Below are 21,311 nucleotides of genomic sequence, written 5' to 3' on the forward strand. Positions count from 1 at the left end.
ACTAAAAGGAATTTAATAGTTTTAAATGGAATGAATGCTAATTGATATTGTGTGCTTGTTTATGCGTGATTTGTAGGGTTTTTATTCTTCAGTTTTACTTGGATGAATTGAAATGCCCTTTTATTATTAGGATTTAACCAATTAACCATTAGTTCGTAATGACTAAAAATTGAATAGTAGTACGCTATACATGTGCCTTTTGATATTTATCAGTTATGCGAGCTACTTAACGGTTTTTGTTGGTTTCTTAGTTACCTAGCCTCGATATGTCTGCTTGTGATAAAAAAATAGACCTGTTAGTTTTTCCCGGCGCAGCTAGGACGGCATGCGCTATTAAGGATAATAAAGTCACAGGACAGTAAAATGAAAAAAACACTTCTAGCAGTAGTCATCCCTTCTCTTTTCGTCGCTGGTGCCGTATCAGCCGCAGAAATCTATAAATCAGATGAAGGCAAAGCTGAATTTTATGGTCAGCTTCGTACAGAACTAAAGAAAAACCCAGATAAAGACGTCACCCTTGGTGCCGGTTCATCAAGAGCGGGTGTAAAAGCAGAGTACCAGTTGGTTGAGGGGATTAATGTTTTTGGTAAAGTTGAATTTGGTCTGCAAGGTAAAGGCGACTATACAATGAAAAACCGCCTGCATTATGCGGGTGTGAGTGGCGATTTCGGTAAAATTACCGTAGGTCGTCAGTGGATTGTATCGGATGACACTTGGGGCGCGGATTACTCGTACTTCTTTGGTGGCACTGGTTTACGCCATGCGACACTTTCAGGTGCCCGTCATGACTCGTTGATTAAGTATAACTATGAAAGCGATAGCTTCTGGGTAGCGGCGAACCACGGTTTAGATCAAGACGATACCAACCAAGAGCTGACAGAACTTTATGCTGGAACATCAGCGGGTGATCTATCTCTACACTTTGGTGGTGGTACCAATACATCAAAAGGTCATGTAGTCGGAGATAACTCAGGTACAGATATCGTTGCTGATTTAAAAAATACTTTCTTCGAAGGTACGGTCGAATACACAATGGGTGATGCGCTTGTCGGTTTCACTTATTACAACGCACAGCTTGAGGATCTTAACTCATCTGGGAAAATTAAGGAAAATGCATTCAGTTTAGGTGGTACATATGCCTTTACAAAGAAAACGAGTGCGTATTCTGGTGTTGAGTATGTAGAGCAAAAAGCTGGCAGCTTAGAAGGCGACGGCAAAAATGCTTACTTAGGTGCGGTACACAAGTTTAATAGCTGGTCACGCATTTATGCAGAAATGGGTTACAGCAAAGGTACAACCACAGGTTACACCAATCAAGGATCTGACGTTTTCGTTGGTCCAACGAAGAATGATGGCGAAAGTCGCTTTGCTATTGGTGCCCGTGTTTACTGGTAAAAACGTTTAAAAGATTATGCCTTTTCTTTTGCCCAACCATGATTGATGGTTGGGCTTTTTTCTGTGACTGGCTTTTGTGACTGGCTATTGTGACCAGGCTTTGTGATTAGCTATTGTGACGCGTTACTGCAAATCATCGTATCCGCCAGCTTCTTTAAACCAAGCGGTCAGAAAATGTTTTAAGTTTTTAAGTTCATCAGGGCCGATCAGTGCAAGTCCTAAATCTTCTGCACGAGTGATATCGTTATGGCGTAAAGGGCGGAAACTGACAAGCATTGCACGAGCTTGCAGGCCGCCGAGGAGATCGCGTAATGATTCAAGTTTGTAGAGGGTGTCATCCCCATCATCTCGCATGCCCTTGGTTTTACACTCGATAATATGCAGTTTGTTATTGACCACTGAGGCAACGTCTAATTCATTGCGAACTTCGCGCTCACCAAGGTTGCGATAAACTTGAACATTTAACGAACGGTCTTGGATTGTAGGCATTTCATCTTGGATCTGTTTTACCGTGCTATGAACTAGAGTCTCTAACCATTCACCATTTGAGAAACGACGTGCATCCTCATTGGCAAAGGTAAGAATGCCATTTTCATAGGTCGCAATATTGGCGTCCACTAAGTCAGTCAGCAGCATGTTGAGCTCACGATAGCCTTGTTGCTTTTCCGATAATGGCACATCAAGCTTCTGTTCTTTGCGGCAGGTTGTTGCTAAATAATTAAGCGTCGCTAACCCTGGGCCTAGCTCTAACGCATTTCCCGCCCAACGTTCACCAAGTTCGTAAAGTTTTTGATCAAGCTGAGGAGGCAGTTCGTGGGTGTTAAATTCGCCACGAGCACCGAAAACAGTCAGGTAATCATCAATGGTGATTCTATCTTGAACTTGCGCCTCTTCTTTCCCATCAGGGTAGAGCCAGCAAAGTTTGTCGCTGTTTGGTTCAACAACAAAAATCGGCCAGTGATAAGAACGGAAAACTTCATAGACAGAAAGCAGGCGATGACGTAGGCCACAACTCGCGTTGAGTTTAACTTCTCCGCCACGGGCTTTTAGATTTTGAGCCAGTGTTTGAATTGAGGCTTTAATGGCAGATGTATCGACTGCGGTCGGTATCTCAAAAAATTCAGAAGTGATCGAACGTTTCTCTAGAACGGCGTTTAGTCGATCATAGATATGTCTTTGATCATCATCTCCAATGAATACAATGTGAGTACTGATCGTACGGTTATCAAGAAGCGGAGTGAGCAAGCGAATAGGGTCTTGATCGATGATGCCAACATGGACAGCCATAGGTATTCCTTAATGTCATATGGCCTGCCTAGAGTGAGGTATCAAAAGAAATTCGCAAGCCTTAGTAGACATATAATGCCGCAGCGTAAAAAAAACAAGGGCGACTTCATAGAAAAGTCGCCCTTAGTCAATAATTTACAGAACCTTTACAGACTTTATGTTTTTAATCGAACAATTGGTTCATACCAGTTACATTGAGCCCATTGTCGATTGATTCTCTATTACAGCTTAAAGCGGTGCACTAATTCACCTTGTTGGTTGGCAAGCCCTGCTAGATTTTCACTGGCTTGGGCGATAGATGACATCGCTTGGTAGCTAGCATCGGCGATGTGATTAATGTCTTCAATGTTTCTTGCAATGTCAGATGTCGTCTCATTTTGCTCTACCGCCGCTTGTGAGATATGAGTACTCATTTGGCTAATTTCCATAATCAGAGCTTGGATCTCTTCCATCGCACTATTCGCATTTGAAGCCTGTTCGACAGACATATCCATATCGTTCATACAGCCTTCAATCACCTTACCAGCAGATTTTGACGATGACTGAAGATTGCTGATCATCGTTTCAATCTCAGACGTAGATTCCGTTGTACGTTGCGCAAGTACCCGAACTTCATCCGCAACAACTGCAAAACCGCGTCCTTGTTCGCCCGCTCGAGCGGCTTCAATCGCGGCATTTAGAGCCAGAAGGTTGGTCTGTTCTGCAATGTTACGGATCACATCCAAAATAGAGCCAATTTGACTGCTCATTTTTTGCAATTCGCCAACAGCTTCTACAGACTCATTAAGGCGAGATTCTAATTGGTTAATAGTGGTGATGTTGTCGTTCATGATTTGACGGCCAGATTCAGATGCCGTTTCAACTTGTTGAACCATCTGTAAAGAGCTTTGCGCACTGCTCGCCACTTCTTGTACCGAGTGCGCCATTTCTGTCATCGCAGTGGCAACATTCGCTGTCTGTTCTCGCTGGTTGTTGAGCTGTTGCTGGGCATTCGTCGATGTTGTTTGGTTGGTTCCTGCCGTCTCGGTGAGGTTATCAGAGGCATCATTAAGCTTAACCAGAATATCGTGCAGGCTATCAGCAAGAGTATTAATGTGGCCGCTGACACGACTAAACTCTAGGCTGAATTTACCATCAATACGTTTGGTCATGTCACCTTCAGTGAGGCATTCCAGTACACTTAAAATGCTATTCAATGGAGTGCGAACGCTATGTGAAATATGGTAGCCAATTGCCGCAGCAAAGATGGTAACTAGAACTCCAATACTGATGGCCTTTATTACACCTTGGTCATAAACGTCGCCGGCTTCAGCTAATGATGAATTCAGTTGTTCTGAAGCCGTGGCATTGAATGAATCTAAAATCAGCATGGCATTATCAATTTCAGCCGCGAGATTAGCGATATTTTCATAAAGAGCTTGCTTTGCAAGAAGGTAGTTATTGTGCTGATCAAGCACCCCACCTTTTTGGCCGACATCGCGTGTGAACTGCTTTACCGATTCATCAAAGGCATCTTTAAGTGATGGAAGCTGCGCGGTTAAACCACGGTATGCGTAATTAAGGTGAGTCACTGCTTTTTTGTTTTTCGTTACCGCCTTTTGAACAAATGCAGTATCTGAACTTGCTAAAGCATCTGAAGTGATCACTTCTGCATCTTTCAATTTAATGAAATAGCTCTTCGCCATCACTTTCACTGAGATGCTGGTTTGGTCGCTCACATACTCTTTCATACCGACACTCAGTTCTGAATGTAGACGCTGGAAGTTGCGCGAAGATTTTTGCACTTTTTCTTGAGCAGAGAACATCGATTCATAATTGTTCATAGCATCAGCGGCTTCAGCGAAGTAGCGCAATTCCATTTCTCGTAATTGCGTGATTCGCTCTGTTAATGAAGGGTCTTTGTTACTTGCGGCCTCTAATTGGGAGAGAACCTGAGAGAATTGATCTTTTGCCGTAGCGAACTCACCGCGAATGACGGTCATACGCTCATCACTTTGAGTCGTTAAGAAATCCTTAAAAGATTTATCTGCAGAAAGTAACTGCACACTGGTTTGATTAGATAACGAAACTAAGGGTAATGCTGTTTTCGATACAGTTTGAAAATTGGAATGAATCTGACTCATGCCATCCATCATTATCGCAATAGTAATGGCTAACATGAGGATTATCAGTGCAAAACCAGCGTACATTCGCTTTATCACTGAGCCTTTCATAAAACTCTCCCTAGAAATACAAAAAATAAAAAAAAGACCAACAGTCTTCAAAATAACAAAATTGTTAGCATTGTATTGATAGTGAGACACACGTTCTTTGACGCACACGTCAAAAATATCCTCGCACTATTGATGTGATAGCGATTATTATAAATGAACAGTGTTTTCTATTGAGATTTATTAATGCTTGGCGCATACTAACTAAGAGCAAATAGCATACTAATTGCGTAATAAACTTAAATATCTTGGAGAGCTTCAATGGCGGAAGAAACCATTTTCAGTAAAATCATTCGTAAAGAAATCCCGACAGATTTGTTGTACCAAGATGATCTCGTTACCGCATTTCGTGATATCAACCCACGTGCGCCAAGTCACATTCTGATCATCCCTAACAAACTCATCCCTACAACTAATGATGTCGAAGTCGAAGATGAAGCGATGATGGGGCGTATGTTTACGGTAGCAAAAAAACTCGCAAAAGAAGAAGGCATTGATGAAAAAGGTTACCGCTTGATCGTCAACTGCAACTCTCATGGTGGACAAGAGGTATACCATATTCACATGCATTTAGTGGGTGGTCGCCCATTGGGTCCGTTGTTGATGAGTTAATTTTTTAATGGTTGCCTAACTTTTTTGTTTTTTGACGGTCTCAACAAATCATCAGTCAACATAAACAATTGGCAACTATTATTCTTTAATGACCATACGAATAGAACTACAAATAGAGCTACAAATACAAACAGAACAATGGCGTGATAAGCCGGTAATTTGGAGAAGTAAGTGAGACGACAGATTCGACTATTAGCAGTTTCGACAATGTCGATCATGATTTCAGCTTGTTCGACCTTGTCGGCTGGTAATCTTTTTAGTCATTACAGCGCTCAAAATAATGCGGTTCATCAAGCTGTCGCGACCGGACAGTATCAAAAAGCTGAAGACGCATTACCTGACTATGCCGCAGGTGACATTTTGGATAATTTTGAGAGAGGGCGAGTGCTCTTTCTTAATGAACAATTTCCAGAAAGTAAATCGAGTTTAGAGCTAAGTGATCGAGCGGTCAGAATTCAGCAAGATAAAGCAGTGATATCGGTGAGCGATTCGGTCACGAGTGTCGGTGCATTAGCGGTTAATGATAATTTGACGGAGTACACCCCAGCAGATTATGAGTTGGGCTTTCTACATCTCTATCTTGGTTTGAACTATTTGAAAGAGAATAGCTTAGAAGGCGCATTGGTTGAAATGCGTCGCGCAAATCAAGTGCAAGAGCAAGCAAAAAAAATACGAGAAAAAGAGCTACAGTCGGCACAAAGCGATATTAGATCTAAAGGCTTGTCACCAAATTTAGGCAGTGTGCTGTCTAATTACCCAGACGCAGGGAAAAAGTTGCAAGCGGTGCAAAACGGTTATTTGCTGTTTTTGTCAGGCCTTCTTTACGAAGCGTCAAATGACCCCAATGCCGCCTATGTCGATTATCGACGAGCATTGGCCGTTATGCCTGAGAACACCGAAATTATTAATAATACGATTCGTTTAGCAAAGCGCCTAGGTATGAATCAAGACCTGGCTAAATTAACGAAGCGTTACGGCTCAGTTACGAAGCTAACCAGTAATCAAGGGCGAGTTATTGTCATTGAAGAGCAAGGCGTTGTTGATGCGATGCAAAGTTGGCGTTTAGATTTACCCATTTATGACAGTCGAAGTAATGGGGCGATCTACTCTTTAGCCTTGCCTTATTATCCTAAGCAAGCGTCAGAGCGATTTTCTGCCATGCATTTGGATAACAATCGCGTAAATACTAGCCAATTAGCTAATATTAACTTAATGGCGCAAAACGATCTTTCTGAAAGGTTGCCGAGTATCGTGATTCGCCAAGCACTCCGAGTAGTAGCTAAAGATAGGATCCGCAAAGAAGCTGCAAAAGGTGATGATGTTGGGAATTTATTGTTCAATGTTTGGAATGCGTTAACAGAGCAGCCAGATACGCGAAGCTGGCAAACTCTGCCAGCCGAAGTGAATAGTGCAAGCCAAATTGTTGCGGCAGGTGAGCACTCACTACAGGTTGATGGGCATAGCTATCAGTTTAATGTACCTAAAGGTCAAACGACTTTGGTATGGGTATCTCGCCAAGGTGGAAATGCCATTATGTGGCATAAACAACTAGGGAGATTAAAATGAAGAGATGGTTATTGGGCATGCTAACAGCACTCATGTTAGTGGGCTGTGCGGATAATACCGCTGGGTTGCGAGTGGATGGCTTAACGCAGAAAGTGCTGTTTAGCGATCATGTGCTGGGCGGTCGTTTGATTATCGATGATATTGCCACGACACAAGTTGATGGGCACACGCGAGGTGTCGTAAAACTCAGCAGTCAGTATAAAGGCGATCAGCATATTTTGTACCGCTTCTATTGGTATGATGATTCAGGGCTTGAAGTCAATTTGAAACAAGGTCCTTGGCGTCAGGCTGTTGTTCGAGGCTTTGAAAGCTTTTCGATTTCAGAGGTTTCTGTCAACCCAAATGGCACCCAATATCGAGTTCAAATTCGAGCTTCAAACGACTAAATGTTTAAGGCGTTAGCTTGTAAATAGTGACGCTTTAAGCCGTAATTATTTAGATAAATGAGTACCCTTGGTGGATAAAGGAACCAATATGAAAAAAAGTGTGATTGCATTACTAGGTTTGGCCGTAATTCTTGGTGGCTGTTCAAATAAAGTTAGCTACGGTGATGCGCAGGCTACTGAAACAACAACCATTGATTTTGGTTCTACTGATTTACAAAAAATTGCTGGAGAAATGGTTGATAGCATGATGACGGCTGGTTCTGTCGCGGTTATTACACGTGACCAACGTCCAATCGTTTTTGTTGAGCGTATTAAGAACAAGACTAGTGAACATATTGATACTGAATCGATTACCGATACCATCAGCACCAAAATGCTAAATTCAGGTAAATTCCGTTTTGTTGATATGGACCGTGTTGAGTCGGTACGCGAACAGTTGAATTTCCAAAACAACGATGAACTTGTGAATCAAAGCAATGCGATTCAGTTTGGTAAAATGGTTGGTGCGCAGTACATGATGTACGGAAACCTATCGAGCATTGTTAAAAATGCAGGTAGCGATAAAGATGTTTACTACAAGATGACCATGCGTCTGATGGATCTAGAAACCGGTCTTATCGAATGGGCAGATGAAACTGAAATCCGTAAGCAAGAATCAAAAAGCTTACTGGGATTATAGTTCGAAATAACTCAAGTTAGATATTACCCAAAGGAAGACATCTAGTGGCTAGATTTGCGTGGATTGAAGCTAAACAGCTCGATAATACCTTACAGTCACTTGATGACTTCTTTGTTACTCCTCCGGTGACGGTTCATACCTTAACTGGCGGATTGACGAATCGCTGCTGGAAGCTGATTACAGAATCTAATCAATCTTACGTGTGGCGTCCTCATACCTCCATATCTCAAGCATTCTCTATTTCTCGTCATCAAGAGTTTCAAGTTCTTCGGGCGATTGAATCGACACATTTAGGGCCAAAACCTGTGCTAGTGAATGAGCAAGGGTTATTAGTCTCATTTGTTGAAGGCGAATGCATGTCTGCAGGCGCTTCGTTTGATTCCATTTTAAAAACGGCGGTAAGTATTCATCGATTTGATACGTCGGCACTGCCTCTGATCCCATTTAGTTTTACCGCAAGAGTGGATCACTACTGGATGCAACTTAGCCAAAATTTCAGAACGCCAGAGTTTGAGGCTGTCTATCAGCAGTGGCGTAGTGCACCGAATATTCCAGCTATCGAACTGTCACTTTGCCATTTTGACTTAGGTTGCTATAACTTAGTTAAAACGGCTGAGGGGTTAAAAGTGATTGATTGGGAATATGCCACACTCTCAGATCCGAGGTTAGATTTAATGCTGACGATTGAAGCGGCGGAAGAGCCTGTGCTAGAGAGCGTTTATCGCTATTGTCTATTTAGGCAAATAGCGGATGTAGATGGCTGGGTTGAAGGAGTACAAGCTTGGCAACCCCGAGTAAAAATGATGGGAATGCTATGGTATTTGCTTGCTCATCAGTTATGGGGAGATGAACATTATTTGTACCAAGCTAATAAGTTAAGGCAAACATTCTGTAGTTAGGATCACTTTTCGAGATACTTATAGAGTAATTATTTAAGCTATCCCTTTAAAACCCTAGCTTTCATGCTAGATTGATATGAAGTGTACCAATATGGAACGGGAGAGGTACTATGATTATTTACCTACATGGCTTTGACTCAACAAGCCCAGGTAACCACGAGAAAGTGTTGCAGTTACAATTCATTGATGAAGATGTTCGTTTTATTAATTACAGCACGCAACATCCAAAACATGACATGCAACATCTGTTGAAAGAAGTGCATAAAGTCATTGAACAGTCAGACGACCCGCATCCGATTATTTGTGGAGTAGGGCTTGGTGGCTTTTGGTCTGAACGCATTGGTTTTCTTTGCGGGATCAAACAGGTTATTTTTAATCCTAATTTGCATCCAGAGAGAAATATGGTCGGCCGAATTGATCGCCCAGAAGAGTATCAAGATATTGCGACAAAATGCGTTGAGCAGTACCGGATGAAGAACAGGGATCGTTGCTTAGTTATTTTGACTCGTGAAGATGACGTACACGACAATAAGCAGACGGAAGCTGAGCTGGACGATTACTACTCAATCATTTGGGATGAAACTCAAACGCATAAGTTTAAGAAAATCTCTCAACATCTCCAAGCGATGAAAGCGTTCAAAGAAGCTTAGTTTACATTCTTAGGCTTGAAGCTTGGATTGTCTGTTTGGCTTTTCCGGCAAACAGAGAAGACTGCGATATACAAATAGAACCTTCAGATAAAGCGATGCTTAACTGGCATCGCTTTTTTATTAGCCAAAACCATGCAAATAATAATGAAATACAGTCAATCTCTGGTTGCGATGCAAATTTGGCTCTATATAATGTCTAAACTATAAATATTTTGATAAATATCAAAAAAAGTTGAGAGTAAGTAAAAAACTTACCCATTTATTGTTCTTACCCCTATTTTGAGAGTAAGAACCATTGAAATCCAAACATGAACGGTTTAGTAACAACCTCTACCCCCATTTCTGTTTTACAGAAAAACAAAGAGAGAATTTATCGGTTGGAGTAATCGAGCCGAACCCCATTTATTCATTTTTGTAGAGGATTATATCGTGACTCGAATTATCGTTGTTGGCGGTGGTGCTGGTGGTCTTGAATTGGCGACCAAATTGGGCCGAACTTTAGGCCGTAAAAATCGTGCTCAAATCACCCTTGTTGATCGCAAAGCAAGCCATTTGTGGAAACCGTTATTGCATGAAGTTGCAACAGGTTCACTTGATGCGGGTGTCGATGCTTTAAGCTATCGCGCACATGCAAAGAATCACCATTTCGACTTCCAAATGGGTAGCCTCGCGGATATTGATCGTGAGCGTAAAGTGATTGTATTAAGCGAACTCACGGATGAACATGGCGAGCTATTAATGCCAAGCCGTGAAATTGAATATGATATTTTGGTGATGGCGATTGGCTCAACATCAAATGATTTCAATACACCAGGTGTTCGTGATAACTGTATTTTTCTTGATAGCCCAGAGCAAGCTCACCGATTCCGTACTGAAATGAACAATCAGTTCCTAAAATTGCATGCTAAAAACGGTCAAGGCACGGTAGATATTGCTATTGTCGGTGCTGGTGCTACTGGGGTTGAACTGAGTGCTGAGCTTCATAACGCAGTCAAAGAGCTAAGAACATATGGTTTTGGTGATCTTGATTCAAGTAAACTAAACGTCAATTTAGTGGAAGCGGGTGAGCGCATTCTGCCAGCATTACCGCCACGAATCTCATCGGCAGCACACCAAGAGCTTGTTAATCTCGGCGTGACAGTTCGTACCGCTACTATGGTGACTGAAGCTGATGCAACAGGCTTAACAACCAAAGATGGCGATAAAATATCGGCACAGATAATGGTTTGGGCTGCTGGTATCAAAGCACCTGATTTCATTAAAGATATTGGCGGGCTTGAAACCAACCGCATTAATCAGCTAGTAGTAAAAAATACCCTACAAACGACTCGTGACGACGACATTTTTGTTATTGGTGACTTGGCTCAATGTACCCAGCAAGATGGCAAATTTGTACCGCCTAGAGCACAAGCGGCTCACCAAATGGCAAGTATGGCATTTACGAATATCGTCGCTAAGTTAAATGGAAAAGATCTTAAAGACTACGTTTATAACGATCATGGTTCGCTTGTATCGTTAAGTCGATTCTCAACGGTTGGCAGCTTAATGGGAAATTTAACCAAAGGTTCTATGATGGTTGAAGGACGCATTGCGCGAGTGGTTTATATCTCACTGTATCGGATGCACCAAGTGGCATTGCACGGATTTGTGAAAACTGGATTAATGATGCTAGTGGGTCGAATTAATCGAGTGTTACGTCCTAACTTAAAGCTGCATTAAGCGATTGATCAAACCGGATCTTAATTGAATGAAGAGCTCTCTTGTGAGCTCTTTTTTATTTTTATATTTTCAGCTGAAGTGACCTTAAGTATGTAACGAACTTACCTATCTCTCGGGTATGATTGAGTATACAACGCCAGCTTTAGGTTTGCCGTTAAAGAGGAAGCGGTTTCTAGCGACTCCTTCTTTTATTCCACCACATTGCTCAATTAATGCTTGGCTAGGCATATTATCTGGGTCACACACTATCTCTAAGCGGGTAAGCATTAATTTTGCAAAGCAGAACTCTGTTAGTGCGTTTAATGCTTCTTTCGCGTAGCCATGGCGTTGGTGTTTATCGAGAACCCAATAACCCATACTCGCCATATTAAAGGTGTGGTAGAACTCATTAATGGCAACCATACCGATAAGCGTTTGATCGGACTTTCGAAAGATACCAAACCCAAAAGAGGTCGCTTTCGCCCAGTTTAATCGTGTTGCTAGTAAAAATTGTCGGCTATCTTCGACTGAAAAGTGAGGAGTACACCAATCAATCCATTGATGTAGGGAGGGGGAGTGGGCCACCTCGGTAGCAAAAATTTCTTCTTCCGAGTGATCGATTAACCTTAAACACAACCTTTGGGTAATGATCTGAAAGTCAGGGCTCATACCTCTCCTTTTAAAAACAAATGGTCAAAAGGTATCGCCCTCAAAGTATGAGGGCGATAGCGGAATACTTAAGTTTGGCTTGAGTCGAAATGTGGTGCCTATCTACGCTAACGTGTACTCGTTTGTTTTCAGCTTTTAGCTCTTTTAACTCTTTTAGTCCTTTAGCTTAGAGATTAGAGCTGCGAGCCTAATAAATAGCCTCTCTACGAGTCTGTTTGCGCCACTTTTCTTACTTGAATAATCACGCCTAATAATGGGTTGTCTAAATAGTGAGTTTCACTGCTACGCATGCGACGTTTTTGCTTCATACGGTAGCTTTTCAAGAACTCCTCAACTTCAATCGTAGGTGAGATATTCTCTAAATTGCCAATTTGAACATTTGACTCTACTTCTAATGGGTCACCCGAAGTGAGGTCAACTTGTTTAGCTTCAATCGTAACCTCTCTGACACTCGGTGTTTTTAGATCTAAGGTTGTATCGGCATACAAGTAATGCTGCACATAAACTTGCAGCTTTCCATCAAGCTCATAGAGTGGCTGGTCAATGGTCTCTTCAGTTATGCTGTCAGAAGACAAGCTTTGATCAACAAAAGCGATTTTTTCAGACCCATCGGTATTAAATTTAGCAGAGTAATCTTTGCCACCTTGAATATGGAAAACAGGGGCTGCAGATTTGCCTTCATCACCTTGTCGCCAAGCGGTATGCAGCAATACTTTAAAGCCCGCATGTTTTTTCAATGCGTTACGTTGGTCGGTGAGTTGATATTCACTCGCTGGCAGCATGGTTACGCCTTTTTTGCCACGGTACTCCGAATTTTGGAAATCGCCAACGTTATCCATTTTGATTGAGGGTAGTTGATTTGGCCAAGATTCATTGACCTGTTCAGCATCTACCGCACGTTTAAAAATGATCACTTCTATGTCAAATTGTCTCTGAGCCAAACTTGGCAAAGAGACAAAAAGAAGCAGTAGTGGGATCAGTATTCTCATTTTGACTCCAGTCATAGATACATACTCTCTACATATCTCGTTTCAAATAGTTTAATTACCGTGAGGCTTGCTGCTCTCGAATCGCGATAAGCGCAAGCCTCTGGATTGCAAGCCATTAACTTAAGCTGGTATTAACTTAAGCTGGCATTAAATTTTGCCGAAATTCACTTAACAGATCTGCGATGAACTGAATTCGTTTGCGTCTATCAACCAATGGTATCGTAAACTTCAGTTTAGTGGGTCCTTCCATTGCAAATTTTTGTGGTTGAGATTGCAATAGTTTAACCAAATACATTGGATTTATGTCAGCATCTGGATAGAACTCAATATATCCACCTTTATCGTGGGCTTCAATTTTCTTCACTTTAATTGGGGCCGCTGCGACTTTTAGTTCAGAAACTGAAAGCAGGTTCTTCGTGGCATCAGGAAGCAGTCCGAATCGGTCGATCAGTTCGACTTTAAGCTCTGAAAGATCGGAGGCAGACGACACACTTGCGATTCGTTTATACATCGAAAGACGAGTATTCACATCGGGAATATACTCATCAGGTAATAAGGCCGGAATCCGCATCTCCACTTCTGTTTGTTCACGAAGCAGATCATCGAGTGATGGCTCTTTCCCCTCTTTTAATGCTTCAACCGCTTGTTCAAGCATTTCCATATATAAACTAAACCCAATGGATTGAATTTGACCACTTTGCTCATCACCGAGGAGTTCACCTGCGCCACGTATCTCTAAATCGTGAGTTGCCAGAGTAAAACCAGCCCCGAGATCTTCAAGAGAGGCGATGGCATCTAAACGCTTAATGGCATCTTTTGTCATCGCTTTAGGGTGAGGAGTGAGCATATAAGCATAAGCTTGGTGATGTGAACGCCCAACACGACCACGAAGTTGGTGCAATTGAGCTAAACCTAAGCTATCAGCACGATCCATGATGATGGTGTTCGCGGTGGGAACGTCGATTCCAGTTTCAATGATCGTTGTACAGACCAATAAGTTGAATCGTTGGTGGTAAAAATCATTCATGATCTTTTCCAATTCACGTTCACGCATCTGCCCATGAGCCACGGTTACGCGTGCTTCAGGGATTAACTTCTCTAAATCGGCCGCCACTTTCTCAATGGTGTCGACTTGGTTGTGCAGGAAGTAAACTTGACCACCGCGCATTATTTCACGCAGAACCGCTTCGCGAATCACGGTGTCATCGCTTTCACGAACAAATGTCTTAATGGCGAGGCGTCTTGCGGGTGGTGTCGCGATAATTGATAGGTCACGCATCCCACTCATTGCCATATTCAGCGTTCTAGGGATTGGCGTTGCGGTGAGTGTTAAAATATCCACATCAGCACGCATCGCTTTGACTTTTTCTTTTTGTCTTACACCAAACCTGTGCTCTTCATCGACGACCAACAAGCCTAAATCTTGGAATGAAATACTGCTTGAAAGTAACTTATGAGTGCCGATCAGAATGTCGACTTTACCTTCTGCGGTATCCGCGAGAATTTGTTTCTGTTCTTTAGCACTTTTGAATCGAGATAATACTTCAACTCGAATCGGTTGGTTAGCAAAACGGTCTCGGAAATTTTCGAAATGTTGCTGAGCAAGCAGGGTTGTAGGAACTAATACTGCGACTTGCTTATTGTTGTCTGTGCATACAAAAGCTGCACGCATGGCGACTTCTGTTTTACCAAAACCTACATCACCACAGACTAGACGATCCATTGCTTTGGCTTGGCACATATCCGACATCACAGCGTTAATCGCCATCGCTTGATCTTCGGTTTCATCAAATGGGAAACCAGCTTTGAATGTGGCGTACTGGCCTCGATCTAATGCAAATTTGTGACCGGGTTTAAGTTCTCTTTTTGCGTATACATCAAGAAGCTCAGCGGCAACATCTCGCACTTTTTCGGCGGCACGTTTTCGCGCCTTAACCCAAGCATCACCACCTAACTTATGCAGTGGCGCGGTCTCTTCTGCACCGCCTGAGTATCGCCCAATCAGATTAAGTGAGGCGACAGGTACATATAGCTTGGCATCATTTTGATACTCCAGTGTTACGTACTCGGTGAGCATTCCGCCCGCTTCAAGAGTTTGGAGGCCAATAAATCGGCCGATACCATGATCAATATGAACGACGGGCTGGCCTGCTTTTAGCTCGGCTAAATGGCGAATGACTGTATCGCTATTGACCGCTTTTTTATCTTTTTTGCGTCGTTGAATAACGCGATCGCCTAATAAGTCACTTTCGCAAATAAAGGCAATGTTCTTTTCTGGTTGAGTGTCGTCACGGTAGGAGAAACCATGTTCAGCCGAACCTAATACTAAATTGAACTTATCTTTTGATGCCAGCGCGTGAGCAAAGCTTTCTGTGGTAATCGGACGTAACTTTATCTGCTGCAATAGCTCGGTAAGCGCTTCTCGTCTACCTTCCGATTCAACGGAAAAGATAATCTTACCTTGATAGGTCTCACTGAATTTACGTAAAGCCGCTAGAGGTTCTTTGTTGTTGTGCTGCACGGCTAAATCGGGAAGTGATTCAATTGGCAGGTTAATACGACCCTGTTTAGCGGTGATTTCATCAATGTGAAGCTGAACTTGAGGGTGAAGTTTAAAGCGGCTGAAAAGCTCATCTTTCTTCATCCACAGCTGCGAAGGTTCAAGCAACGGTCTTAGCGGATCTATTTTCCGTTGGTCATAACGGTGATCAACATCCGCTAAGAAAGTATCAATGGACGTTTCAAGATCGCCGATAGTGATGAGTTGACTGCCTTCGGCAATGTAATCAAATAAGGTTTCTGTCTCATCGAAGAAGAGTGGTTGCCAATACTCGATGCCCGCTGGCCATGTTCCTTTTGATACTTGCATATAAATGGATTCAGGTTCACGACGGGTTTCAAACTGTTGACGCCAGCGAATACGAAAATCTTCGATGGCAGTTTCAGTGGTCGGAAACTCGTGCGCTGGCAGCAGTCTTATTTCGCTGATGTCCTCTTTTGAACGCTGGTTTTCTGGGTCAAACGTTCTAATCGTGTCTATTTCATCATCGAAGAAATCGATTCTGTAAGGGTCGTGACTGCCCATAGGAAACAGATCGATGATCGAACCTCTGTTTGCGTACTCACCAGGACCGAAAACTTGATCAACGTGGCGATAACCAGATTTCTCAAGCTGCAAACGTAACTTTTCAAGAGAAAATAGATCGCCTGCTTTGACCATCAACGTGTGTTGCATTAAGAAATCACGCGGAGATTGTCGCTGTAATAACGTGCTGATTGGCACTATGGTGATACCAGATGTTTGGGTCGGTAACTGGTATAAGTGCGCAATGCGGTCTGAAATTATCTCTTGATGCGGTGAAAAATTGTCGTAAGGAAGCGTTTCCCAATCAGGAAAAAGAGATACTTGCGCAGAGGTGAACTGCTCAATTTCAGCGAGTAATTTAAGTGCGATTTGGGGATCGGGCACCGCAAGCAAAGTATGGCTATCGTGTTGCTCTGCAAGCTCCGCAATGGCAAGGGCGAGTGCGGAACCTTGTAGGTTGCCTATGTGTTTTTTATCGCCCATCCCTTTCGGGTTAATGAGAGAAAGAAGTGCTGATTTTGTCATGATGCTGGATACTTATTTGTTTTCTCGATCTAAAGAACGTTGGCGCAGCAATTTTTGCTGTTGATATAGTGCAGCTTTGATGAGTAAGTCCTGATCTGAATCTCTAAGTAGATCATATTTCATCTGAATTTCATGGCTACCATTGTCAGTCTCTTTTACGCTGGTGACACTAGCATAACAGTAGATTGCAGCAGGAGGGTGTTCAAGAAAGAGTTTTGCTCGAACCACTTGACCAACCGTGAGAGGCTGCTGTGCTAAATAGGTGAACTGACTGGCTCCAAAGCTTAATGTTTGACCACGAAATTCTGCTTGGTCTTGCTGAGACAACATAAATGTCAGGAGTAAGTTGAGTTTGGAATTTTGTGTATCAAGCAAATTGATTACATGCTTAAAGTCGTTATTTTTTAGTTCAGAACGTGCATTCTCAGTTAGCTGATCAAGCTGGCTAAATTCACTCGCAACAATAAATGGTGCGGGAATTTCTGCAACAAACTGCGTCATTGATGGCAGAGTATAATCCGCAGCCAGTGGCTCTATATTGACCGTCAAGCTGTGATGAACAGTAAAAAAATCGTTTTGTGTCATACTCTACTTCCTTCTAGTTAACCTATTGATTATCGTCATGTAGGCTAACTAATCAAGATAAGTTACATTTATCAGCGCGATATGAGTCGTTTTGATAAGAAGTTAACAAATTAGAGCTACACTCATCGAGCGTTTACCGTTACATTATCTCGCATAACTTATTGTTGGTTTTGACTATGTTTCACCCCATTTCCCTATTTATCGGCTTGCGTTATTTAAGAGGTCGATCTGGAGACAGATTTAGCCGTTTTGTCTCTTATATGTCTACTGCGGGTATCACCATTGGTGTGATGTCTTTAGTGACGGTACTTTCCGTTATGAATGGCTTCGAAGCTCAGCTCAAAGAACGAATTTTAGGGGTTCTGCCACAGGCTGTGATTTCTCAAACAGATGGAAAAACGCCGCGCTTGGATGAGTCTCCTGAGTTTATTCGCCAGTTATCTAAGGATAAGCATGTTGAGCCGATTGTTCGCAGTGAAGCGGTTATTCAGAGTTCATCTCAGCTTTCTGCGGGTATGTTGATTGGTATTGAGCCGACGGATAATGATCCGATTCAAGACTATTTGATTGCAGGCCGGTTAAGTAACCTGAAAGCCGGCGAGTATCGAGTCTTCGTTGGTCATACTTTGGCGCGTTCGCTCAATGTGTCGGTAGGAGACAGAGTTCGTTTGATGGTGACAAGCGCAAGTCAGTTTACGCCTTTAGGTCGGATGCCGAGTCAACGTAACTTTACGGTTGCGGGTATATTCAATACTGGCTCTGATGTTGATGCTCAACTAATGGTTTCGCATATACAAGATGCGGGTCGATTGATGAAGTTTAAGCGTGACACGATCTCAGGCTGGCGTCTGTTTTTTGATGACCCATTCTCAGTTTCAGCGCTTTCCAATACGCCATTGCCTGACGGTTGGGTGTGGAGTGATTGGCGTGAACAACGTGGTGAGCTATTTCAAGCGGTTCGGATGGAAAAAAACATGATGGGCTTAATGCTCGGGCTGATCATCGGTGTCGCAGCGTTTAATATTATTTCTGCGTTAATTATGGTCGTTATGGAAAAACAAGCCGAGGTCGCGATTTTAAAAACCCAGGGTATGACCAATGGCCAGATTCTGTCGATATTTATGGTGCAAGGTGCGAGTAGTGGTGTCATCGGTGCATTAACCGGGGGGGCCTTAGGTGTCTTGCTTGCTGATAACTTGAACCCACTGCTGGAAGGTATGGGTGTGGCTCTATTTACCTTTGGTGGGCAACTCCCCGTTCTTATTAATCCTGTTCAAATTATGATTGTAGTGGTGCTTGCGATTGTACTTAGTCTGCTTGCGACGCTTTTTCCATCTTATCGTGCATCTTCTGTTAAACCTGCTGAGGCCCTCAGATATGAATAATCTTTTACAATGTCGTGCTGTCCGTAAAACCTATCGTGAGGGTTCGTTAGATACAGAGGTACTTAAAGGCGTCAGTTTTGATATCGATAAAGGGGAGTTAGTCTCTATTATTGGTACATCCGGCTCTGGAAAAAGTACGTTGTTGCATGTCTTAGGGGCTCTAGATGATGCGACTGAAGGCAAGGTGACTTTTCTGGATCATGACCTCGCGACGTTAAGCTCGAATAAGCAAGCGAAAGTGCGAAATCGTCATTTGGGGTTTGTTTATCAATTTCATCACCTTCTTTCTGATTTCTCTGCGTTAGAAAATGTGGCGATGCCGTTATTAATTGGTGGCATGAAGTCGTCAGAAGCTAAAGCGGCGGCGCAACAACTGCTGGAGAAAGTAGGATTAAGCCATCGAGTTGATCACCGCCCATCAGAGCTCTCTGGCGGTGAACGTCAGCGTGTTGCGATTGCCAGAGCATTAGTGAATAAACCTGATTTAGTCTTGGCAGACGAACCTACGGGTAATTTGGATCACAACACGGCGCTGGCGATTTATGATTTGATGCGAGAGTTGAATAAAGAGTCTGGGACGGCTTTTCTTGTCGTGACTCATGATGGCGAATTAGCCGGAAAAATGGATCGCCAACTTCATATGCGTGACGGCCTTTTGGTTGACGTAAATCAGGAGGCGCAATAGGTGTTTCCTTCTTTATCGTTACTGATTGGCGGTCGATTTAGCCGCGCCAAACAACGTAATAAACTTGTGTCATTTATTTCTCTCTCTTCAACCATTGGAATTGCGGTGGGTGTCGCGGTGATCATCATTGGTTTATCGGCGATGAATGGTTTTGAAAGAGAGTTGCAATCTCGCGTGCTGTCAGTGATCGCCCATGGTGAGCTGGAAGGTGTAAATAAGCCCATTGGTGAGTGGCAAAATGTCATTAAACAGGCGACGAGCCACGACAAAGTGCAAGCGGCAGCACCATACATTCGTTTAACGGCTCTGGCTGAAAAAGGGCAACAGTTAAAAGCGATTGAAGTGCGGGGTATTGACCCTCAAATGGAACAAGCCGTTTCAAGTTTACCGCAATTTATCGAACCACAAGCATGGGCTCATTTCGTTCCGGGAGAGCAGCAAACTATTTTAGGTAAAGGAGTGGCTGATAAGCTGGGTGTTAAGGTTGGAGATTACCTGACTTTGATGATCCCTACGGCTAACGGTTCGATAAAGGTGCAAGCGCCAAAACGTGTGCGAGTAAAAGTGACAGGATTACTTTCACTTAATGGTCAAATTGATCATAACTTAGCCTTAGTGCCACTTTCCGACGCACAGCAATATGCAAACCTTGGGAAGGGCGTAACGGGTGTGTCTTTAAAAGTCAGTGATGTACTTAATGCGGCTTCGATTGTGCGTCAAGTCGGCGGGTCTCTTGATGTCTACGTTTATCTACGCAGTTGGCAGCAGAAATATGGATTTCTTTATCGTGATATCCAGTTAGTGCGAACCATTATGTATTTAGTGATGGTATTAGTGATTGGTGTTGCCTGCTTTAATATTGTGTCTACATTGATGATGGCAGTTAAAGATCGAGCAGCAGAGATTGCCATTTTAAGGACAATGGGGGCAACAGATGGCTTGGTTAAACGAATTTTTGTTTGGCAGGGCGTCTTTTCCGGCGTTTTCGGTAGTCTGATAGGAAGCGTGGTTGGTGTGATTGTCGCGTTGAATTTAACGCCACTGATCAAAGGGCTAGAGTCACTTGTGGGGCATCAATTTTTGTCTGGTGATATCTACTTTGTGGATTTTTTGCCATCCCAGTTAGTTTTCCAAGACGTACTATTAGTGTCAGGTACTGCGATTGTGCTTAGTTTACTGGCAACTTGGTATCCAGCATCGCGAGCGAACAAGTTGAATCCTGCATCTGTATTAAGCGCGAAGTAAGCCTTGTATACCGAGCTCAATTATAATGCTCTTAATTGCTATGCCTTTACTTTTTATGAACAAAGGCATTAGAAGCGAAAAGTCGTCGATCAAAAAAGGACCTAAATAGGTCCTTTTTCATTTCGGTTAGACAGTGACTTTCATGTCTATAAATAGATGTCTCGCATTTCTAACACTTCATTGGTTTTAAATACGATGTCAGCCTGAGCTGATACATGAATAGATTTATAGTTGGCTTATCTTGCTTGGCGTTTGCGCCAACTTCTGACAACAGAATAGCGCCATAAACCGCGAATACCAAAGTAACCAGCCATAGCAGATAAGACACCACATACCATGCAGCCAAGTAAGAATGGAGGACCGATAGTATGCATCTGCGCAATGATGAAGTCCCACGATAGCTCAAAATGAAACGCTTGTGGCGGTACGTGCATTAAAAATGCTCCGAGCTTGTAAGCGAAATAGAATAGAACTGGCATCGTTATTGGGTTACTGATCCATACGAGAGCAACTGCGAGTGGAAGATTCACTCCACACAAAATCGCGAGCCCAGCCGACATGATCATTTGGCTTGGTAATGGTACAAACGCCATGAAAAGTCCTACAGCAAATGCACCAGCAGCAGAGCGTCGGTTCAGACACCACAGATTTGGGTTATACAGAACGTTACCAAAAATTTTTAGCGCTTTCTGGCGTTTAATCACCTCATGATTTGGCATAAAACGCTTAATGAATTTTCTTGGCATAAGGGAAAATGACTC

At 42.9% G+C, this 21,311-nt stretch carries 18 protein-coding genes; 11 read left to right on the forward strand and 7 right to left on the reverse strand.

Annotation, left to right across the window (positions count from 1 at the left end; genetic code table 11):
- The first annotated feature begins 363 nt into the window (after positions 1 to 363).
- Complete coding sequence (locus FCV43_RS00600; protein ID WP_136993715.1) at positions 364 to 1,395, forward strand: porin; 1,032 nt, start codon at positions 364 to 366, stop codon at positions 1,393 to 1,395.
- A gap of 123 nt (positions 1,396 to 1,518) precedes the next feature.
- Here the strand turns inward: FCV43_RS00600 and FCV43_RS00605 are convergent, their stop codons facing one another.
- Both FCV43_RS00605 and FCV43_RS00610 read right to left on the reverse strand, forming a co-directional pair.
- Positions 1,519 to 2,682, reverse strand: a complete 1,164-nt coding sequence (locus FCV43_RS00605; protein ID WP_136993716.1) for a DUF1887 family protein — start codon at positions 2,680 to 2,682, stop codon at positions 1,519 to 1,521.
- 221 nt (positions 2,683 to 2,903) lie between these two features.
- A complete protein-coding gene (locus FCV43_RS00610) occupies positions 2,904 to 4,895 on the reverse strand; it encodes a methyl-accepting chemotaxis protein (RefSeq protein ID WP_136993717.1) in 1,992 nt (663 codons plus the stop codon).
- 258 nt (positions 4,896 to 5,153) lie between these two features.
- On the opposite strand from FCV43_RS00610, the gene hinT reads away from it, so the two are divergent.
- The 7 genes from hinT (at position 5,154) to FCV43_RS00645 (ending at position 11,403) form a co-directional block, all read left to right on the forward strand.
- Positions 5,154 to 5,504: a purine nucleoside phosphoramidase gene (gene hinT / locus FCV43_RS00615; protein ID WP_017054478.1), complete on the forward strand. Its 351-nt coding sequence runs from the start codon at positions 5,154 to 5,156 to the stop codon at positions 5,502 to 5,504.
- Positions 5,505 to 5,741: 237 nt separating this feature from the next.
- The gene (locus tag FCV43_RS00620) at positions 5,742 to 7,070 is read left to right on the forward strand and encodes a COG3014 family protein (RefSeq protein WP_431188278.1); all 1,329 of its coding nucleotides are present in this window, start codon (positions 5,742 to 5,744) and stop codon (positions 7,068 to 7,070) included.
- Entirely contained in the window at positions 7,067 to 7,456 is a 390-nt protein-coding gene (locus FCV43_RS00625) for a YcfL family protein (protein ID WP_136993718.1), read from the forward strand. The genes FCV43_RS00620 and FCV43_RS00625 overlap by 4 nt, the downstream gene beginning before the upstream one ends.
- Positions 7,457 to 7,544: 88 nt before the next feature.
- A complete protein-coding gene (lpoB, locus tag FCV43_RS00630) occupies positions 7,545 to 8,135 on the forward strand; it encodes a penicillin-binding protein activator LpoB (protein WP_017054475.1) in 591 nt (196 codons plus the stop codon).
- 44 nt (positions 8,136 to 8,179) lie between these two features.
- On the forward strand, positions 8,180 to 9,034 hold the full coding sequence (locus FCV43_RS00635; protein WP_136993719.1) for a phosphotransferase: 855 nt from the start codon (positions 8,180 to 8,182) through the stop codon (positions 9,032 to 9,034).
- A gap of 110 nt (positions 9,035 to 9,144) precedes the next feature.
- Entirely contained in the window at positions 9,145 to 9,684 is a 540-nt protein-coding gene (ycfP, locus tag FCV43_RS00640; RefSeq protein ID WP_136993720.1) for an alpha/beta hydrolase YcfP, read from the forward strand.
- Between the two features lie 429 nt (positions 9,685 to 10,113).
- Positions 10,114 to 11,403, forward strand: coding sequence for an NAD(P)/FAD-dependent oxidoreductase (locus tag FCV43_RS00645; RefSeq protein ID WP_136993721.1), 1,290 nt, complete (start codon positions 10,114 to 10,116; stop codon positions 11,401 to 11,403).
- Positions 11,404 to 11,508: 105 nt separating this feature from the next.
- On the opposite strand, the gene FCV43_RS00650 is transcribed toward FCV43_RS00645, so the two are convergent.
- The 4 genes from FCV43_RS00650 to FCV43_RS00665 form a co-directional block, all read right to left on the reverse strand.
- Entirely contained in the window at positions 11,509 to 12,051 is a 543-nt protein-coding gene (locus tag FCV43_RS00650) for a GNAT family N-acetyltransferase (protein WP_136993722.1), read from the reverse strand.
- 203 nt (positions 12,052 to 12,254) lie between these two features.
- Positions 12,255 to 13,040 carry a peptidoglycan binding protein CsiV gene (locus FCV43_RS00655; protein WP_136993723.1) on the reverse strand — a complete coding sequence of 262 codons (786 nt, stop codon included), beginning with the start codon at positions 13,038 to 13,040 and terminating at the stop codon, positions 12,255 to 12,257.
- A 136-nt stretch (positions 13,041 to 13,176) separates the two neighbouring features.
- On the reverse strand, positions 13,177 to 16,650 hold the full coding sequence (mfd, locus tag FCV43_RS00660; RefSeq protein ID WP_136993724.1) for a transcription-repair coupling factor: 3,474 nt from the start codon (positions 16,648 to 16,650) through the stop codon (positions 13,177 to 13,179).
- A gap of 12 nt (positions 16,651 to 16,662) precedes the next feature.
- Positions 16,663 to 17,235 carry a PilZ domain-containing protein gene (locus tag FCV43_RS00665; RefSeq protein WP_136993725.1) on the reverse strand — a complete coding sequence of 191 codons (573 nt, stop codon included), beginning with the start codon at positions 17,233 to 17,235 and terminating at the stop codon, positions 16,663 to 16,665.
- A 176-nt stretch (positions 17,236 to 17,411) separates the two neighbouring features.
- Between FCV43_RS00665 and lolC the strand changes: the two genes are divergently transcribed.
- From lolC to lolE, 3 genes are read left to right on the forward strand one after another with little or no spacing between them, the layout of a single operon-like run.
- Positions 17,412 to 18,620 carry a lipoprotein-releasing ABC transporter permease subunit LolC gene (gene lolC, locus FCV43_RS00670; RefSeq protein WP_113797540.1) on the forward strand — a complete coding sequence of 403 codons (1,209 nt, stop codon included), beginning with the start codon at positions 17,412 to 17,414 and terminating at the stop codon, positions 18,618 to 18,620.
- On the forward strand, positions 18,613 to 19,305 hold the full coding sequence (lolD, locus tag FCV43_RS00675; RefSeq protein ID WP_136993726.1) for a lipoprotein-releasing ABC transporter ATP-binding protein LolD: 693 nt from the start codon (positions 18,613 to 18,615) through the stop codon (positions 19,303 to 19,305). The genes lolC and lolD overlap by 8 nt, the downstream gene beginning before the upstream one ends.
- A complete protein-coding gene (gene lolE, locus FCV43_RS00680) occupies positions 19,306 to 20,550 on the forward strand; it encodes a lipoprotein-releasing ABC transporter permease subunit LolE (RefSeq protein ID WP_136993727.1) in 1,245 nt (414 codons plus the stop codon).
- A gap of 236 nt (positions 20,551 to 20,786) precedes the next feature.
- Here the strand turns inward: lolE and FCV43_RS00685 are convergent, their stop codons facing one another.
- Positions 20,787 to 21,296 (reverse strand): DUF2062 domain-containing protein, encoded by a 510-nt coding sequence (locus tag FCV43_RS00685; RefSeq protein WP_017054278.1) that lies wholly within the window; start codon positions 21,294 to 21,296, stop codon positions 20,787 to 20,789.
- Positions 21,297 to 21,311: the final 15 nt, after the last annotated feature.

Source organism: Vibrio genomosp. F6 (genome assembly GCF_005146325.1).
GTDB lineage: Bacteria > Pseudomonadota > Gammaproteobacteria > Enterobacterales > Vibrionaceae > Vibrio > Vibrio cortegadensis.

Bases quoted from the DNA above. Each gene is read 5' to 3' on its own strand.
- FCV43_RS00600 (WP_136993715.1), top strand. From the start codon at position 364: ATGAAAAAAACACTTCTAGCAGTAGTCATCCCTTCTCTTTTCGTCGCT.
- FCV43_RS00625 (WP_136993718.1), top strand. From the start codon at position 7,067: ATGAAGAGATGGTTATTGGGCATGCTAACAGCACTCATGTTAGTGGGC.
- mfd (WP_136993724.1), bottom strand. From the start codon at position 16,650: ATGACAAAATCAGCACTTCTTTCTCTCATTAACCCGAAAGGGATGGGC.
- lolC (WP_113797540.1), top strand. From the start codon at position 17,412: ATGTTTCACCCCATTTCCCTATTTATCGGCTTGCGTTATTTAAGAGGT.
- FCV43_RS00665 (WP_136993725.1), bottom strand. From the start codon at position 17,235: ATGACACAAAACGATTTTTTTACTGTTCATCACAGCTTGACGGTCAAT.
- FCV43_RS00610 (WP_136993717.1), bottom strand. From the start codon at position 4,895: ATGAAAGGCTCAGTGATAAAGCGAATGTACGCTGGTTTTGCACTGATA.
- lpoB (WP_017054475.1), top strand. From the start codon at position 7,545: ATGAAAAAAAGTGTGATTGCATTACTAGGTTTGGCCGTAATTCTTGGT.
- lolD (WP_136993726.1), top strand. From the start codon at position 18,613: ATGAATAATCTTTTACAATGTCGTGCTGTCCGTAAAACCTATCGTGAG.
- ycfP (WP_136993720.1), top strand. From the start codon at position 9,145: ATGATTATTTACCTACATGGCTTTGACTCAACAAGCCCAGGTAACCAC.
- hinT (WP_017054478.1), top strand. From the start codon at position 5,154: ATGGCGGAAGAAACCATTTTCAGTAAAATCATTCGTAAAGAAATCCCG.
- FCV43_RS00605 (WP_136993716.1), bottom strand. From the start codon at position 2,682: ATGGCTGTCCATGTTGGCATCATCGATCAAGACCCTATTCGCTTGCTC.
- FCV43_RS00655 (WP_136993723.1), bottom strand. From the start codon at position 13,040: ATGAGAATACTGATCCCACTACTGCTTCTTTTTGTCTCTTTGCCAAGT.
- FCV43_RS00650 (WP_136993722.1), bottom strand. From the start codon at position 12,051: ATGAGCCCTGACTTTCAGATCATTACCCAAAGGTTGTGTTTAAGGTTA.
- FCV43_RS00685 (WP_017054278.1), bottom strand. From the start codon at position 21,296: ATGCCAAGAAAATTCATTAAGCGTTTTATGCCAAATCATGAGGTGATT.